The sequence below is a fragment of the Aurantimonas coralicida DSM 14790 genome, assembly GCF_000421645.1.
In the GTDB taxonomy this organism is placed as follows: Bacteria; Pseudomonadota; Alphaproteobacteria; order Rhizobiales; family Rhizobiaceae; genus Aurantimonas; species Aurantimonas coralicida.
Map to the genome: position 1 here is coordinate 235,108 of NZ_ATXK01000005.1, position 16,840 is coordinate 251,947.

Consider the following 16,840-nt stretch of genomic DNA (forward strand, 5'->3'; position numbering starts at 1 on the left):
CCACGTCCCGATCGGTGCAGGCCGGTCACCCCTTCGGCATTTCGCCTCTGAGCCATTGCGATTGAACGGATTTTCCCCTTAGACACGATTGGGGACGTTGCATGTGGCGGGGAGTGACCGGTGTCGACGAGTGAGGATGGGCGCGCACGACCCGACGTTCCCGTCCTGCGTTTTTCCAGCGACACCTTCGCCCTGAAAGACCGTTTCGAAGCCTATCGCGATCTCTATGCCGGCGGCACCGAAGTGACCCGTCTCGGCGCCGGCTTTGCCGCGCAGTTCGAGGCGCGACCGCTGGGCGAGCTGGTCATTTTCGAGCGCTGGCTGAACGACGTCGCCCATGAACGGTCGGCGCAGCGGATCCGGCAGGACGGTTTCGAACATTTTGTCATGCAGCTCAACCTCTCCGGCGTGCTGGTCGTCGAGACCGCCGACGGGGCTGCGACCGTCAGGCCCGGCGAGATCATCATCCTCGATACCGGGCGGCCCTACGGCAATCGCTGCGGGAACGCCCATGTCCTGACCTTCTCGGTGGCGCGATACGTCGTCGAGCGCGCCTATCTGGGTGGCCAGGATCTGCACGGCCGCGTCCTGGGCGCCGAGCGCGGTGCGCTCCTGGCGGACTTCATGGCGTCGCTGACCCGCAATGCCCGCACGCTGTCGGCCGACGCCGTCAACGGCATGGTCGGCATCTTCTCCGAGCTCCTGATGATCACGCTACGCCAGGACGACGGCACCGCCAGCGCCGAGGCGCGGGGCAAGCTGAAGCTCGCCCAGGAGCTGATCGAGGAGGGGCTGTCGCGGCACGATCTCGACCCGGCCGTGATCGCCGCGAAGGCCGGCATTTCCCGCTCGCGGCTCTACGAGATGTTCAAGCCCCATGGCGGTGTCGCGAGCTACATCCGGCGGCGCCGGGTGCATCGCTTTCGCGCGCTGCTCAGCCAACGGCGCGACATGCGCAGCATCGCCGAACTCGCCTTCGCCTGCGGTTTTGCCAGCGAAAGCCATGCCAGCCGGACCTTTCGCGAGGTCTTCGCCATGCCGCCCGGACAATTCCGGCGACGCCAGGGTGGCCCCGCCTCGCCGGCTGCGGTGATGGCGGTGCCGGGACGCGACGGCTTCGCGCCCTGGGTCAGTTCGCTCAACATGCGGGCGCAAGCCTCAACTTCATGAAGCCTGTCATGCGGGCGGGGCCGAACGCGGCGTGGAACCTGGCGCTCGCCCTGGCCATGGTGCATCTGGTCTCCTCGCTCGACCGGCATCTCCTCAGCCTCGTCCTCAGTCCGATCAAGACAGAGCTCGGACTAAGCGACACCCAGCTCGGGTTCCTGCACGGCACGGCCTATGTCCTGCTCTATGCCGCCGCGATCGTCCCGCTCGGCTATCTGGTCGACCGGTTCGACCGGCGCCGCATCATCCAGGCGGGCATCCTCGCCTGGACCGTGGGAACGGTCGCCTGCGCGCTGGCGCAATCCTATCCGCAACTGGTGCTGGCGCGCATGCTGGTGGGCCTCGGCCAGGCGGCGCTCGTGCCGGCCGCGACCAGCCTCCTCGCCGACAGCTTCGCCGGCCGCGGGATCGGCAAGCCGATCGCCGTCTTCACCTCCGCCGCGACGTTCGGCCGGGGACTGGCGCTCCTCGGCGGTGGCGTGGCGCTCGGCTGGATCGGCCTGTGGGGGCCGGGCAGTCCCCTGGCGAGCCTTGCGCCCTGGCGCACCCTGCTGCTCCTCTCGCTGATCCTCAACCTCGTCGCCTTCGCTTGGCTTTCGGCCATGGACGAAACACCGCGCAGCCAGGGCAACGCGCCCCGCCCGCCGGGCATGTTCGCCGCCGCCGCCGGCCGCTGGGGAACGTATCTGGCCTATCTCGGGGCCTCGGCGGCGGCGATCCTGCTGGTCCAGGTCACGGCGGCATGGGGCCCAACATTGCTGGTCAGGGGCTTCGACCTGACCCCGGCCGCCAGCGGTCTCCTGTTCGGCCCGATCGTGGTCGGCTTCGGCCCGGCGGGAAACGTCTTCGGGGGCTGGGCGATCGATGCGCTGACACGGCGGGGGGTGCGTGCCCCGTCGGCCTGGGCCGCAATCGTCGCCCTGCCCGCGGCGCTGTTCGCCGGCGCGGTCTTCTGCCTCTCGGCCGACCTCGTTGTCGCGCTCTGCGCCCTTGCGGCGATCACCTTCTGCCTCGGTTTCACGACGCCGGCGGGGCTCGTGGCGATCCAGCGGATGACGCCACCGGGCTTGCGTGGCCGGGCCACGGGCCTCTTCGTCCTCATCGTCACGATGGTCTCGCTGGGGCTCGGGCCGCTGACGGTCGGATGGTTCAGCGACCATGTCTTTACCGGCCCCGCCGGCCTGCGCCAGGCGATCCTCGCCGTCCTCGCCCTCGGCGCCTTGCTCGGAACGCTCTCGGCGCTTCAGGCCGCCAGGCTCGAGCGGTTGGCGGGACCGGACCTGCCGGGCGATGCCGGCGCCCGTGCCGGCGTCCCGAACGGCGCGCGAAAACTTCGCGCCTGAACCGTCCCGGCGAAAAGTCTCCTGTGGCGCAAGCTCCTGACTCTTATGGCAAAACACCGGGGACCTCGGGCCTACCGAATATGGTGGTCGGGGTGATCACGCTCCCGGCTGAAGCCGTCATTGACGTAAGTGTCCCTTACATGTCTATCTCAACCGGGCGGTGCAGTGCTCCCGCCCCAGTTGCGGGCCGCTCCATGTGCGGCGACCGGACCGACATCTCAAAACAATAAGGTGGAACGTCCATGGGTATGGGGCATATCGAGGTCGAGCTGCTGATCCACGAACACGCGCACAAGCCGATCACCGGCGAAGTGCTGGCGGTCGGGCGACAACATATCTCACCGAGCCCGGACGAGATTCTCGCGATGATGGCGCGGCACGGCGTGACGCCCGTCCGCACCGATTTCGAACCCGACACGTTGAACACGCATCATGGCGAGGGCGAGCATCCGATCCTCGACGCCTCGCTGTTCCGGGCCATGGGCAATGACACGTACTTCGTCGCGGACATCAGCCCGTATGAAGGCGCCGACTACATCTTCGACGTCTGCGGCGAGGTGCCGGAAGAGCTGATCGGCCGGTTCGACTTCATCATCGATGGCGGCTCGCTCGACAACGTCTTCGATCCCCTGTCGATGGTCCGCAACATGACGAAGATGCTGCGCCCGGGCGGCCGGATGTTCATCTTCGCCTGGTCGAACGGTTTCCCGTCGGCCTATGTGAAGATCACGCCCGACTGGATCATGGATTATTGCCTGGTGAACGAGTTCGCCGACGCCAAGGTCTATGCGTCGCGCTGCGACATGCCCTTCGACGACCCGAAGCTCGGGCAGAGCGTCGATCTCTTCCACTACCATCCCTATATCGACACGCCGAACGGGCCGGTGGCGGAAGCGGCCTATGTGCGCGTTCCGGGCTACGGATCGACCTATTGCATCGCCGAAAAGGGCGTAGCCACGACGCATCACCGCATGGCCGTGCAGAAGCATTATCGCGGACAGGACGTGGAGCCGTATCTGACGTCGGCGAAGCGTTTCCATGATTCGACCCAACCGGCATTCTCGCTGCCGGGCGCCGAGGTCCCCGACATGCCGCCGATCAGCGATCAGATCACGGTCCGGCCGGTGGCGCGGTTCGGCACGCCCAGCACGATCAGCCTGCCGGACGCGATTTTCAGGAGGCTCGACCAGATCGGGACTGATACCCGGCTTGCCCGGCTCGAGGCGCGGCTTCTGGCGGCCGAGGCAGGAAGCCGCACGTCGCAGCTATCGGACCGCGTCTACGAAGAAGCGCAGCGCCTATCGCGACAACTCTACGAGTATTCTGTGTTGGCGCCGGGGAGAAGCGCGGCTTCTCCGATGCCCCGGCGATTTCTGTCGCGGGCCCGCAGCGCCTTGTTCCGGCTCGCGGGTAAGTAAGTAGGCCACGGGCGCGCAACTCGGCACTGCCACTCAGGCGCTATACAGGCAGGGAGCGCCAGGCCACTTATGAGTTGACTTCCAGCGGGGTCATCCCCGCTGGCGGCGCAGCCTTTGCGCGAGAAAAATCTGGCGTGCGAAACCCTTGAGGTCGACCGCCGGAGATGGCTGCGGGCCGTAGAGGTGACGGTCGAGGCGGGCGAAGGCCGTCCGGGCGTCGGCGGGCAGTTCGCCGCGCGCTCCCGACAGGCCGGCGGCGGCGGCGCGGGTGGCCCGGGGATCGTTGCGGGCGGCGGCCCGGCGAAGCGCCACGGCGTTGCGGTCCGGCAGGAACCGGCGCAGGCGGCGGCCGATCTCGGCGGGCGCGACCAGGCGCCGGCCCGGCAGTGCCAGGAGCAAGACGAGCAAGCAGCTTCCGAGCCCTGCCAGAAGCGGTGCACTGCGGGCGATGAGGCCTGACCAGCCGCTGGCCTCGGGCTCCTCGGCGATCGCGGCGAAGGCGATGCGTTGGGATTTCAGCACCGCGTCGCGCATTTCCCGCGTCGTGGTATCGAACCAGGGAATGTGGAAGGCCTCCAGCCGGCCTGGCTGCGAGGAGACCGGCCGCATGCGCCATTGCCAGACGACGGTGGACACCGGCCCGTTCTCGGTCAGTTCGACGCTGCGCCGTTCGGGCGCGATGAAGGAGATCAGCCAGGGCGCGATCATCCGGGGCGGCGGTGGCAGCGAGCCGGGCGGCACCCCTTCGGCAACGATCGTCACGGTGCGCGTCGCGGTCTCGCCATTGGCCAGCATGGCCGGGTCCATGTCCCATTCGTCGCTGTAGCTCAGCGAGCGGGCCGGAAGCCACCAGCCGCCCTCTGTGGCCGGGCGCGGGATGGCGGTGATGGTGACGTGCTCGGAGACGACATTGTGGACGAAGCGCTCGCCATTGTTGGCGACCAGCGTCAGCCGGTGGGTAAAGGCCCCGACGGTCAGGTCGCCGCCGCGTTCGGGGAAGATTGCCAGCCGCCGCTCGAAGACGGTCAGCTGGCGGCCGTCGATGCGCTGTGTCGTCCAGCTGTCGCGGCCAAGCTGCATCCAGGAGAAATTGCGCAGATCCGGCTGGACCAGCGTCTCCAGCGCGATGGTCACGTCGTAGAGGCCGCGAATGGTGACCAGCACCATCTCGTCCTCATAGGGGTCCGCCGGCATCGCATCGACCACCACGGCCAGCCGCGCGTCGCGCGCCGACACCTGCGGCGCCGCTCCGGCGGGGCCAGCCGCGGCAAAGAGGAGCAGTGACAGCGTGAGCAGGAGCCGTCCTACCATGCGGTGTCCTCCGGCGGGTTGGCGATGCCAAGATCCTGCCGGCGCTGATGCTCGGCGCGCAGCCGCAGCTTCAGGAAGGCGCCGGGATCGTCGGGCAGCGTCGTCAGCCAGTCCTCGCTGGCGACGACCCCCTGGCCGGTGCGCGGCCGCACGACGGAGCGCTGCTCGGCCAGTGTGAGCGCCTTGGGCACGTCGCGCTTGGTCGGCTGGGCGGCGGCGTCCTCGGCCTCGATATTGGCGGCGATGCCGTCGATGTCGTTGGATTCACCGACCAACGGGTCGATGCGGGCCGCGACGAGGGCGCGGTTGAAGCGGGCGTCGGCATCGGACGGATCGGCGAACAGCACGGCGTCGAAATAGGCGACGGCTTCCGCGTAGCGGCCGAGCGCGGCAAGCCCGACGCCGCGATTGTAGGTGGCCTCGGAGCCGGCCTCGCGAAACGCCAGGTCGGCTTCGGCGTATCGGCCCGCACGGTAGAGTGCGACCCCGCGCACCGCCGGCTCGGTGGTCAGGCTGGCGGCCAATCCCGGCAGACCGGTGGAGAGCGCCAGCCGGCCGAAGGCGGCGGGACCGGCGGCGAGCGTAGCGCATGCGGCCACGACCAGCGCGAGGAATGGCAGAACCCAGCGCCGCATCACACGCTCCTGCGGAACAGGGCGAGCGCCGGAAACAGCGCCAGCACGAGGAGATAACGGCCATAATCGGTGTAGTGCAGCACCGCGTAGTCGCCTTCCGCCAGAGCATCGGAACGGCGCCGGCCGATCCCGTCCGCGACGGCGAGCGGCGTGGTGGCGTCGGCAAAGAAGCCCTCACCGGCGGCGGCCAGACGCTCCAGCCCCGCCGGATCGGGGGGCGGCATGTCACCGGGGCGCTGGCTCGGCGCGACATGGATCGCCGAGACGAAAGCGCCGTCGGCGCGCAAGGCCGCCACCTCGTCGAAGGCGGCGGGGCCGAGCCCCTCCCCGTCGGTGACCAGCACGACGTCGGCGCGCAGGATCTGCGCTTCCGCCAGCGTGCGGCGGGCCAGCGCCAGCGCCCGGTCGCTGCGGCTGCCGGGGTCGGGCACCGTCTCGCCGTCGAGGACGGCGACGATGGAGCCGAGCGCCGCCGGATCGGTGGTGAAGGCCGTCGCCACATAGGCTTCGCCGGCATAGACGATGAGGCTGACGGGGCGGGTGCCGACCCGCTGCAGGACAAGCTGCGCGGCGGCCTCGGCGTCGTCGAGGCTGCCGCCTTCCGCGATGGAGCGCGACAGGTCCATCGCCACGACGATGCCGTCGAGATTGCGGAAGGTGGGCGCGCCGCTATCGCGCTGGGCAGGGCCGACGAGGGCCAGCGCCACCAGGCCGGCGACGGCGATGGCCAAAAAGGCGTGGCGGGCACTGCCTGGCACCAGCCGGCCCAGCCGCGACAGCGCCGCCATCAGGGCGGGGTCGACGGCGCGCTCCCAGCCGGCGAGACCCCGCGATCGGCGGGCGAAGACGACGCCGGCCACGAGGGTCAGCACCAGGACCGCCAGCCACCAGGGCCGCAGCAACAGAAGATCGCCCGGCAGGCTCATGCGCCGCGCCTCCATCCGATGACGAGGCCGAGGGCGCAGAGGAAGCCGAAACCGGCCGGCCAGATCCAGTAGGAACTGTAGATTTCGGCCGCAGGCCGCTCGAAGGCGCTGGTCTCCAGCGCGTCGATGGCGCGCGCCACCTGCCGCAGATCGTCGGTGGTGCGGACCCGGAAGGTCTCGCCGCCGCTGGTTTCGGCAATGGCCCGCAGGGTCGCGGTATCGACGGCGTCGCGGGATTTGGGGTCGGTCTCCAGATCGGCAGGGCCGAGGGCGATGGTGTGTACGCGGATGCCGAGCCGCTCGGCCAGCGATCCGGCATCGCGCGGCTGGACGGCGCCGGCATTGTTGACGCCGTCGGACAGAAGGACGACGACGCGCGAGCGTGCATCGGAGCGGGCGAGCCGTTTCAGGGCGAGGCCCAGCCCGTCGCTGATCGCGGTGGACCGGCCGGAAATGCCGATCGTCGCCTGGTCGATGAGGTGGCCCACCGCCTCGACGTCGAAGGTCAGCGGTGCGGCGAAATAGGCGGTCTCCGCGAAGATCACCAGCCCGACACGGTCGCCGGCTCGGGCGCGCACGAAATCACGAGCCACCGCCTTCACCGCGTCGAGCCGGGAGACGGTCTTGCCGTCGAGGACGAAATCCTCCTGCTCCATGCTGCCGGACAGGTCGATGGCGAGGACGAGGTCGCGGCCGCTGGCCGGCAGGGCCTCGACCGCTTCGAGCTGCTGCGGGCCGGCCAGCGCCACGACCAGCGCGATCCAGGTGAGCGCCGGCAGGAGCTGGCGGACGCGGGCGCGCATGCCGTCCGCCGCCCCGGTGGCCAAGCGCGCCGCGATGGAGCCGGGCACGACCAGCGCGCCGGTCGCGGCCTGGCGCGGCGGCAGGAGCAGCAGCGCGGCGAAGGGCAGCGGCAAGAGAAGCAGCGCGTAGGGGGTGGCGAAGCTCCACATGGTCATGCCCTCGCCCGCAGACGCCGGCGGCCGCGGGCCATCGTCAGGATCGCCGCGTCGATGGCGTCGAGATCGGGCGTGGTGCCCGGCCGGTAGAGGGAGGCACCGATGTCTTCGCGCAGGATTGCGCCGGAATCGGGCCTGGTGCCAGGCCTTGCCGGCGCGGCGTCGCGGCGCAGCCGGTCGATCAGCGCCGCCTGCCGGAACAGGCGATCCTCGGCCGGCAAAAGGCGCGCGGCGGCGATCTCGCGCCGGGCCATGGTCAGCGCAGTGTCGCGCCGGCGGGTGACGAGATGCAGCAGCGCCAGGAGCAGAAGCCCGGCGAGGATGCCGAGCGCCGCGGCGGCCAGCACTTCGGACCCGTCGAAGGCGGCAAAATCGGCCGGCAGCCGCACCGGGCGCAGCCGGGCGACGAGATCAGGATCGGTCGACATCGTCGCGCTCCAGAGCCTCGGCCATCCTGTCGTATTCGGCATCGGCCGCCACGATGCGCACCTCCGCGCCGAGCCGTTCCAGCCGCTCGCGGCGCGGATCGGACCTCGCGGCCGTGTCCGCGCCCGACACGAAGGCCCAGCGCAGGCCTGTCAGCCCGGCCGGCGCATCGCCGGACAGGAACGGATAGGCACCGCGCGGCGGGACCTCCTCGAAAGCGTCGCGCACCAGGATCGTGACGATCCGCGCCCGGCGGCGCAGGGCCAGCGCCAGACCGTCGAAATCCGTGCCCGGCACGTCGAGGCCGGTGGCGAGGAACAGCGTGCCGCCCCGCGGCACAAGCCGGCCGGCGGGTTCCAGCAGCCGGTCGAGCGGCGCGTCGTCGAGATGGCCGGCGGCCGCCCGTTCGAGCGCGATGGCATGGGCGCGGGCGAGACCGCCGGCGATCGCCGCCATGCCCTTCTCGCGGGCCTGGGGCGCGACATAAGCCGGCTCACCGAGGCCGAGGGCCAGCAGTCCCACACGGCCGCCCGCCTGCACGACACGCCATCCGGCCAGCATCAGGGCGTCGGCGGCCGCGACCGAGCGCAGTCGCCGGCGGGTGCCCCAGAGCATGGCCGGGCGGAAATCAGCGACCAGCAGCGCTGTCTTCTCGCGTTCGTCGCGGAAGGTGCGCACATGCGGCCGGCCGGTGCGGGCCGTTGTCGCGGCGTCGAGATGGCGGCTGTCGTCGCCCTCCGAGAAGGGCCGCACGTCGACGATCTCCAGCCCGTTGCCGCGGCGCTTGCCGGCAAAGCCGCCGGGCCGGCCGGTCGGGGCCAGCCGCTGCTCGGGGATGTGGCGGACGTAATGGCGCAGCCGGAACAGCGCGTCGGCATCGACGGCGATGCCAGCCTGGTCCGCCGGCGGGACGATGCGGCTCATCAGAGGGGCTGGACGAGGTCGACGAGCCGGGCGACGAGGCTGCGCGCCGTGACGCCGTCTGCCGCGGCCCGCCAGGTCGGCACGATGCGGTGGGCGAGAATGTCCGGCGCGAGTTCGCTCACATCCTCCGGCACGGCGTAGTCGCGGCCGCGCAGATAGGCACGGGCCTTGGCCGAGGCTGCCAGCGCCAGCGTACCGCGCGGCGACACCGGATGCTCGATCGCCTTGCGGATGTCGGGGGCCGGCCGGTCCTCGCGCGTCGCCATGACGAGGCGCACAATGTAGTCCTTCAGGGCGGGCGCCAGATGCACCTTCGCGGCGGCCTGCCGGGCGGCGACGATCGCCGCGCTGGTCACCGGATGCGGCATGGCCGCCTCGCTGCCGCTCGCCTCGCGCTCGACGAGGTCGAGGATGGCGAGCTCGGAGCGGGCGTCGGGCATGTCGACGAGGACATGCATCAGGAAGCGGTCGAGCTGGGCCTCGGGCAGCGGGAAGGTGCCCTCGTGCTCGATCGAGTTCTGGGTGGCCACCACCATGAAGGGATCGGGCAGCGCATAGGTCGTGCCGCCGGCGGTCACCTGCCCCTCGGCCATCGCCTCGAGCAGGGCCGACTGCACCTTGGGCGGGGCGCGGTTGATCTCGTCGACGAGAACGAGGGAGTGGAACACCGGGCCCTGGACGAATTCGAAGACGCCCTTTTCGGGGCGGAAGACCTGGGTGCCGGTCAGGTCGGCCGGCATCAGGTCGGGCGTGCACTGGATGCGCGAGAAGGAGGATTCCAGCCCGTCGGCCAGCCGCTTGACGGCGCGGGTCTTGGCAAGGCCCGGGGCGCCCTCGATGAGCAGATGGCCGCCGGTCAGGAGCCCGATCATCAGGCGTTCGACAAGGGGCTGGTGGCCGATCAGGCCGGTCTCGACGGCCCGCTGCAGGGCCGAGAGGGCATGGGCGTCGCCGCCATCCGGCCCGTCATTCGACAGAGCGGGTTCGGCGTCGCGCGAGACCGCGGTTGCATCCTGCATGGCACTCATATCCCGATAGATTCACGTCGGCGCCGCGGGCCGGTGCCACTCCACCCGGACGCCGGCACTATGTCGGATGCATCGGGTCTTGGGTAGGGCATCACGCCCGGCCGCACACAGGCAATTTGCCCGATCGGTCGCGCCCCCCTTGCGGCGGGGCTCCAGCTTGGGCCTGATCGTCGGATCGACAGGGGGAGCGATCGCCATGAGCCTGATGATGGGGCTGATCCTGCGGCTCTTCGGCGTCGCCTGCGTGTGCCTCGCCGGCGCGATCGTCTATGTCGTCGCCGATACCCAGGCGGCGATCCGGACCGAGCTGAAGGCCACCGAGACCCGCGTCGCCTTCCAGCTCGAGCGCATCTACATGCTGGGCAGCGGCGGCGTGGAATCGACCCATATCGCGCGGCGCTCCATCGAGATCGTCTCGGTGATGACCCCCGGCACCTGCGTCGCCTTCACCGAGCGCGACGGCGGGACGCGTCGCTTGTGCTCGGGCTGGAACGCCTTCGGCTCGGTCGCGCCGGGCTGGTTTCGCGCCGCGCTGGCCGCAGGCTTCCGGCATCCGGCGGCGGTCGAACGCGAGGTGCGCATCTTCGGCGAGGACGGGCGGCGGCTGCGCACCAGCTTCGATCCGGTCGCCGCGGCCACGCGGATCTGGCAGCAGGTGCGGATCGCGGCGGCGCTTGCCCTGGCGCTGGCGGCCGCGATGATCGCCCTGTCGAGCCTTGCCATCGCCCATGCGCTGCTTCCCGTGCAGGCGATCGTCGACGGGCTGAAACGGCTGGAGATGGGCGACATCGGCAGCCGGCTGCCCTCCTTCCGCACCGCCGAGTTCCGCCGCCTCGCCATCGCCGTCAATCGCCTCGCCAGCCGGCTGGAACGCTCCACCGCCGAGCGCGCGGTCTTGATGCGCAAGCTGTTCGAAGTGCAGGAGGATGAGCGCCGCACGCTGGCCCGCGAACTGCACGACGAGTTCGGCCAGTGCCTGACCGCCGCCGGCGCCATGGCTGCGTCGCTGGAGGCGGCCTCGCCGCAGGGGCGCGACGACATCGCCGAGGACGCCCGCGCGATCGGCCGCATGGTCAAGCGGATGATGGCGACGCTGCGCGGTGCCTTCGTCCGGCTGCGGCCGCCCGACCTCGACCAGCTCGGCCTCGAGCCGAGCCTGCGCACCATGCTGCATGGCTGGGAGGCGAGCCTTGGCGGGCGAACCCGCTTCGTTCTGGAAACCGAGGGCGACCTCACCGGCCTCGACGACGCGGCGGCGCTGAACCTCTACCGGATCGTGCAGGAATGCCTGACCAATGCCGCCCGGCACGGCTCGGCCCGGCGGATTGTCGTCCGCGTCGTCCGCGACAGCGCCGGCGGCGCGCCGGGCGTCGAGCTGACCGTCATGGACGATGGCGGCGGACGGCCCGAGGCGCTGGAGAGGGGCACCGGCTTCGGCATCGCCGGCATCCGCGAGCGCATCGCGGCGCTGGGCGGCACGCTCTCCATCGGCGAGGCACAGGGCGGCATCCGCGTGGCGGCGACCATCCCCACCGGGGCGCTGCGGCCATGAGCGCCGCCCGGATCATGCTGGTCGACGACCATCCGATCGTGCGCGAGGGCTATCGCCGGCTGATCGAGCGGCGGCCGGGCTATGCGGTGGTCGCCGAAGCGGCGGATGCCGGCGAGGCCTATCGCCTCTACCGCGAGACGACGCCCGACATCGTGGTGATGGATCTGACCCTGCCGGGCCCCGGCGGGATCGAGGCGACGCGGCATATCCGGCAATGGGACGGCGCCGCCCGCATCCTGATCTTCACCATGCACCAGGGCGCGGCCTTCGCGCTGAAGGCCTTCGAGGCCGGCGCGTCCGGCTATGTGACGAAGAGCAGCGATCCGGCCGAACTGGTGCAGGCCATCGAGGCGATCCTCGCCGGCCGGCGGGCGATGAGCCCGGACATTGCCCAGGAGATCGCCGAGGAACGGGTCGAGGGCCGTGCGACGGCGATCGCCGATCTCAGCCCGCGCGAGACCGAGATCCTGCGCATGCTCGCCTCGGGCATGACCTCCGACGAGATCGCCGCCGGGCTCTGCCTCAGCGTCAAGACGGTCCAGAACAACCACTACCAGATCAAGGCCAAGCTCGGCGCGCGCACCGACGCCCATCTGGTCTGGGTGGCGATCGAGGCCGGGCTGGTCCGCCGCTAGCGCAATACCCCGATCGCCGTAAAGCCGGGCTCAGCCGGTCAGCTGGGTCGCCATGACGCCGACGATGAGCGCCGTCGAGGCGGCGCCGGGATCGATATGGCCGAGCGAGCGGTCGCCGAGCCGGGCGGCGCGGCCCTTGGACGCCCGCATCGCCTTGGTCGCCTCGGCGCCCTCCTCGGCGGCCCGGGCGGCCGCCTGGAAGCACGCGGCCAGATCGTCGCCGCGCCCGGCCGCCTCGCCGATCGCCTCGGCGGCCGGCAGCCAGGCATCGACCATGGTCTTGTCGCCCCGCTCGGCCTTGCCGCGATCCTGGATCCCCTTGGCCATGGCGCAGAACGCCTCGACCATGGCGTCGCGGTCGAGCTCGGGCTTGCCCTTGGCCGCCGCGCCGGCCCGCATGAAGGCCGTGGCATAGAGCGGCCCGGACGAGGCGCCGACGGCGTTGAGGAAGGTCTTGGCGGCGGTGTTGAAGACGACGGCCGGCTCGTTCTCGGCGGTGTCGAGCTGGCCCAGCGCCTCGCGGACGGCGGTGAAGCCGATCCCCATGGTGACGCCGTGGTCGGCGTCGCCGATGACGCCGTCCAGCTCCGACAGATGATCCTTGTGTTCCTCGATGGCATCGGCGATCGCGACGAACATCGCGACGAGATGCTGGGTGGTGATGGTCATGGGCATGGTCCGTATCGGGTTGGCGGGGTCCGGCGAGGCTTAGCCAGCACGGAACATCGCGCAATCGCAAGGATGGTCGAGGAGCTCGGTCAGCTCGTCGTCGAGCAGGATCAGCGTCACCGACATGCCGGCCATTTCAAGCGACGAGCAATAGGTGCCGACCCAGGTGGCGTGCACGTCGATGCCCTTGCGCTCGAGGCGCTCGTGCACCCGCCGGTTGATCACGTAGAGCTCCATCAGCGGCGTCGAGCCGAGCGAGTTGATCAGCACCGCGACCTTCGAGCCCTTCCTGGCCGGCATCTCGGCGAAGATCCGCTCCAGCATGTCGTCGGTCACGTCGTCGGCGGTGCGCAGCGGCTCGCGCGTCACGCCCGGCTCGCCATGGATGCCCATGCCGATTTCCATCTCGTCCGGGCCGATCTCGAAATTGTGCCGCAGGGTCTGGGGCAGCGAGCACGGCGCCAGTGCCACGCCGACGGTGAAGGTGTGGTCGTTGGCCTTGCGGGCGACACGCTCGCACTCGTCCAGCGACCACATGTGATCGGCGGCCGCACCGGCGATCTTGAAGATGAAGAAATTGCCGGCGACGCCGCGGCGCTTCTCCTTCTGGTCGAGCGGCGCCGAGGCGACGTCGTCGGTGGAGAGCACCGTGCGGACCTCGATGTCCTCCATCGCCGCCATCTCGGCCGCCATGTCGAAATTCATCACGTCGCCGGCGTAGTTGCCGTACATGTAGAGGACGCCGGCGCCGCCATCGACGGCCTTGGTGCATTCCAGGATCGGGTCCGGCGGCGGCGAGGCGAAGACGTTGCCGATGGCGCAGGCATCGGCGATGCCCTTGCCGACGAAGCCGACGAAGGACGGCTCGTGGCCCGAGCCGCCGCCGATGACGATCGCCACCTTGTCCTTGCGCGGGCCGTCGACGGCGATCACCGAGCGCGGGCTGTGTTCGAGCTGGCGCACATGGTTGGGATGCGCCTTCACGATCCCGTCCAGCATCTCCTCGATGATGTTCTTCGGGTCGTTGATGAGCTTCTTGGTCTTCACTGGATTGCCTCCCTGTAGCTGTGTGCGTCTGGTTCCTCGCAGGGCGCCGAGCGACTCGGGCACCCCCTCCGCCTGCAGAATGCTGTGCGCCGTGGCCGCGTCGGTGATCAGGATGTTCGCATAGCCCCCGCGCAAAGCCGCCAGGATCGCCGGCACCTTGCGCGCCCCGCCGGCCACCGCGATGCGCACCTTGATCGCGCTGATCTCCTCCAGCGTCAGCCCGATGGTGCGCGCATCCAGCGGCGCGCGCACCGGCACGCCGCGATCGTCGATGAAGCGGCCGGCAACGACCGCCGTCGCCCGGTGAAAGGCCGGATGCGCCAGCTCCTCCTGGCGCACCAGCCCGCTGGCGTGGATCGTGCTGTCGGGCCTAGTCGAGCAGATGCCGAAGACCACCTTGTCGGCCCGGCGCGCCATGTCGAACTGCTCGCGCAGCTGCGGCTCGTCCATCAGCACGTCGCGGACCGCGGCGCTGGAGACGACGGCCGGCGCGGTGATGTTGATCGAGCGCGCGCCGAGCGCCGTCGCCAGTTGCGAGGCGCAGAGTTCGGGGGTGAAATCCACCGGCGCCGAGGTGCCGCCGGTGAGCTGGATCACCGACAGGTCCGGAACCCGGCCCGGCCCCATGCGCCGCGCCAGCGCGATCATCGTGCGGCCCCAGGCGATGCCCAGCGTGTCGCCGGGGCGGATCAGCCGCTGCAGCACCCGCGCGCCGGTCTCGCCCAGCCGCTCGTCGAGGCCCTGGTCGGTCTCGGCGCTGGGAATGACGATGCAGTCGCTGAGATTGAAGCGGTCCTTCATCGCCTGGGCGATCATCAGCTCGCTGAGCCGCGACGTCTCCATCGACAGGGTGACGATGCCGCGGGTGCGCGCCTCGGCCAGATAGCCGTTCACGGTAGCCCGCGAGACGCCCATCGCCTTGGCGATCTCGTTCTGGGTCATGCCGTCGCGGGCATAGAGCCAGCCGGCCCACAGCAGCGGATCGTCGCGGAACGGCAGCGGGACCGGAGTGGCGCCGGCAGTGGGCCGACCGGAGGCGCTCTTGCGCGCTGTGGAGGTGTTCAAGGAAGCCATCTTGACATTTGTCTTATAGGATTTGAATATTGTCGCCAATAGGGTTTGCCAATCGCGATCCGACGGTCCTGGGAGGGATTCAGCCGTCGATGCCACGCGGTTGCACAGCAGCGCCGGAACGCCACGGGTCGCCGGCGGCCACTATTGCAACTGGGAGGAAACAGGCATGACGAATTCATTCGACAAACGGGCCGGCTCCGGACTGATGGTCCCGCGCCGCAGCCTTCTGAAAGGCGGCGCCGCCCTCGGGCTGTCGACCGTCCTCGGCGCGCCCTTCATCAACCGGCTGCACGCCCAGGAGAGCCATCCGCTCGCCGGCCAGTCGATCGAGATGAACATTCTCGGCATCGCCGGCTGGGTGCCGTCGTCGCTGGGCGTGAAGATGTCGCCGCTCTTCGCCGAATATGTGAAGGAGAAATACGGCTACGACGTCTCCTTCAACTTCCAGGAAGCGCCCTTCGCCGACCTGTTCCAGAAGGCCGCGACCTCGCTGGTCACGCGCAGCCAGGAATTCAACATCATCATTTCCGACAGCCAGTGGCTCGGCGCACTCGCCCAGCCGGGCTGGATCCTGCAGCTGAACGACGTCATCGCGCAGAACCCGGCGCTCGACATCGACTGGTACTCGAAGACCGTCGTTGACACCTACATGACCTATCCCGACGGCAGCCAGAACATCTGGGGCCTGCCCCAGGAGGGCGACGTCGAAGCGCTGTTCGTTCGCAAGGACTGGCTCGACGACCCGAAGGAGCGCGAGGCGTTCAAGGCAAAGTACGACGTCGAGCTGCCCTCGACCTTCGAGGACTTCGAGAACCTGACGATGGACGAGTTCGAGAAGGTCGCCGACTTCTTCACCCGGCCGGACGAGCAGCGCTGGGGCTTTGCCCAGCAGTACAGCCGCGTCTACGACTTCGCGACCTGCGCCTTCAACAACTTCCTGTGGAGCCGCGGCGGCGAATTGTGGAACGCCGAGACCGGCCAGGTCGAGGGCGTCCTCAACACGCCGGAGAACGCGGCCTCGCTGGAAGAATACAAGCGCTGGCTGAAATACTGCCCGCCGGGCGCCACCAATATCGGCATCGCCGAGGGCATCGACGTCTTCACCCAGGGCAAGGTCTTCGCCACCATCCAGTGGGCCGCCGTCGGCCCCGCGATGATCACCGAGGAACTGCAGGGCAAGGTGCTGGTCGTGCCGCCGCCCAAGCATCAGGCGCCGGGCGCCGAGCCCAAGCGGATCTATTCCATGGGCGGCCAGCCCTGGGTGATCAACGCCTTCAACGACGAGCAGAAGATGCGCGTCGCCATCGACTTCATGAACTGGTGGTACCAGCCCGAGACGGCGCTGGAATTCGCCAAGCGCGGCGGCAATCCGTGCGACAAGGCGACCCTGTCGCGGGACGATTTCGACGACATCAACCCGTGGAACCGCACCTACAAGTTCATGCTCGAGGACGGTCGCTCGCAGGATTTCTGGCATGACCCGAAATATTCGGAGATGCTGTCGGTCCAGCAGGAGGGCTATTCCTCCTTCGTGACCGGCCAGTCGACCGACGCCCAGGCGGTGATGGACTACATCGCCTGCGCCCAGCAGCAGATCCTCTACGATTCCGGCACGGCGAAAGAAGCGCCGTCCGACAGCTGCGCGATGACCTCGCTGTAAGCAGGTCCACCGATCGGCCGGACGCGGACAAATCCTCCGCGTCCGGCCATCCAGTCCCAAGCTCGA

15 protein-coding genes are annotated in these 16,840 nt (G+C 69.8%); 6 read left to right on the top strand and 9 right to left on the bottom strand.

Annotation, left to right across the window (positions count from 1 at the left end):
* The first annotated feature begins 120 nt into the window (after positions 1 to 120).
* The 3 genes from H536_RS0113155 (at position 121) to H536_RS0113165 (ending at position 3,928) form a co-directional block, all read left to right on the top strand.
* The gene (locus H536_RS0113155) at positions 121 to 1,170 is read left to right on the top strand and encodes a helix-turn-helix domain-containing protein (protein ID WP_024350915.1); all 1,050 of its coding nucleotides are present in this window, start codon (positions 121 to 123) and stop codon (positions 1,168 to 1,170) included.
* Positions 1,167 to 2,510: an MFS transporter gene (locus H536_RS0113160; RefSeq protein ID WP_081651919.1), complete on the top strand. Its 1,344-nt coding sequence runs from the start codon at positions 1,167 to 1,169 to the stop codon at positions 2,508 to 2,510. Before H536_RS0113155 ends, H536_RS0113160 begins: the two co-directional genes overlap by 4 nt.
* Before the next feature lie 242 nt (positions 2,511 to 2,752).
* Complete coding sequence (locus tag H536_RS0113165; RefSeq protein WP_155898476.1) at positions 2,753 to 3,928, top strand: class I SAM-dependent methyltransferase; 1,176 nt, start codon at positions 2,753 to 2,755, stop codon at positions 3,926 to 3,928.
* 90 nt (positions 3,929 to 4,018) lie between these two features.
* Here the strand turns inward: H536_RS0113165 and H536_RS0113170 are convergent, their stop codons facing one another.
* Genes H536_RS0113170 through H536_RS0113200 form a run of 7 tightly spaced genes read right to left on the bottom strand, consistent with a single transcriptional unit; the run spans position 4,019 to position 10,128 of the window.
* Positions 4,019 to 5,239 (bottom strand): BatD family protein, encoded by a 1,221-nt coding sequence (locus H536_RS0113170; RefSeq protein ID WP_024350918.1) that lies wholly within the window; start codon positions 5,237 to 5,239, stop codon positions 4,019 to 4,021.
* Positions 5,233 to 5,874: a tetratricopeptide repeat protein gene (locus H536_RS0113175; protein ID WP_024350919.1), complete on the bottom strand. Its 642-nt coding sequence runs from the start codon at positions 5,872 to 5,874 to the stop codon at positions 5,233 to 5,235. The genes H536_RS0113170 and H536_RS0113175 overlap by 7 nt, the downstream gene beginning before the upstream one ends.
* A complete protein-coding gene (locus tag H536_RS0113180; protein WP_024350920.1) occupies positions 5,874 to 6,800 on the bottom strand; it encodes a vWA domain-containing protein in 927 nt (308 codons plus the stop codon). The genes H536_RS0113175 and H536_RS0113180 overlap by 1 nt, the downstream gene beginning before the upstream one ends.
* Positions 6,797 to 7,759 carry a VWA domain-containing protein gene (locus tag H536_RS0113185; protein WP_155898477.1) on the bottom strand — a complete coding sequence of 321 codons (963 nt, stop codon included), beginning with the start codon at positions 7,757 to 7,759 and terminating at the stop codon, positions 6,797 to 6,799. The genes H536_RS0113180 and H536_RS0113185 overlap by 4 nt, the downstream gene beginning before the upstream one ends.
* Positions 7,756 to 8,187, bottom strand: coding sequence for a hypothetical protein (locus tag H536_RS23310; RefSeq protein ID WP_024350922.1), 432 nt, complete (start codon positions 8,185 to 8,187; stop codon positions 7,756 to 7,758). Before H536_RS23310 ends, H536_RS0113185 begins: the two co-directional genes overlap by 4 nt.
* Positions 8,171 to 9,109, bottom strand: a complete 939-nt coding sequence (locus H536_RS0113195; protein ID WP_024350923.1) for a DUF58 domain-containing protein — start codon at positions 9,107 to 9,109, stop codon at positions 8,171 to 8,173. Before H536_RS0113195 ends, H536_RS23310 begins: the two co-directional genes overlap by 17 nt.
* Positions 9,109 to 10,128 carry an AAA family ATPase gene (locus H536_RS0113200; RefSeq protein WP_051141596.1) on the bottom strand — a complete coding sequence of 340 codons (1,020 nt, stop codon included), beginning with the start codon at positions 10,126 to 10,128 and terminating at the stop codon, positions 9,109 to 9,111. The genes H536_RS0113195 and H536_RS0113200 overlap by 1 nt, the downstream gene beginning before the upstream one ends.
* A 205-nt stretch (positions 10,129 to 10,333) precedes the next feature.
* On the opposite strand from H536_RS0113200, the gene H536_RS0113205 reads away from it, so the two are divergent.
* Entirely contained in the window at positions 10,334 to 11,689 is a 1,356-nt protein-coding gene (locus tag H536_RS0113205) for an ATP-binding protein (protein ID WP_024350925.1), read from the top strand.
* The gene (locus H536_RS0113210) at positions 11,686 to 12,324 is read left to right on the top strand and encodes a response regulator (protein ID WP_024350926.1); all 639 of its coding nucleotides are present in this window, start codon (positions 11,686 to 11,688) and stop codon (positions 12,322 to 12,324) included. Before H536_RS0113205 ends, H536_RS0113210 begins: the two co-directional genes overlap by 4 nt.
* A 30-nt stretch (positions 12,325 to 12,354) precedes the next feature.
* Here the strand turns inward: H536_RS0113210 and dhaL are convergent, their stop codons facing one another.
* On the bottom strand, positions 12,355 to 12,993 hold the full coding sequence (gene dhaL, locus H536_RS0113215; protein WP_024350927.1) for a dihydroxyacetone kinase subunit DhaL: 639 nt from the start codon (positions 12,991 to 12,993) through the stop codon (positions 12,355 to 12,357).
* A 39-nt stretch (positions 12,994 to 13,032) separates the two neighbouring features.
* Positions 13,033 to 15,114 (bottom strand): bifunctional sugar-binding transcriptional regulator/dihydroxyacetone kinase subunit DhaK, encoded by a 2,082-nt coding sequence (locus H536_RS23770; RefSeq protein ID WP_081651922.1) that lies wholly within the window; start codon positions 15,112 to 15,114, stop codon positions 13,033 to 13,035.
* A 166-nt stretch (positions 15,115 to 15,280) separates the two neighbouring features.
* Here H536_RS23770 and H536_RS0113230 point away from each other — a divergent pair, with 166 nt between their 5' ends.
* Positions 15,281 to 16,774, top strand: coding sequence for an ABC transporter substrate-binding protein (locus H536_RS0113230; protein ID WP_024350928.1), 1,494 nt, complete (start codon positions 15,281 to 15,283; stop codon positions 16,772 to 16,774).
* Positions 16,775 to 16,840 lie beyond the last annotated feature (66 nt).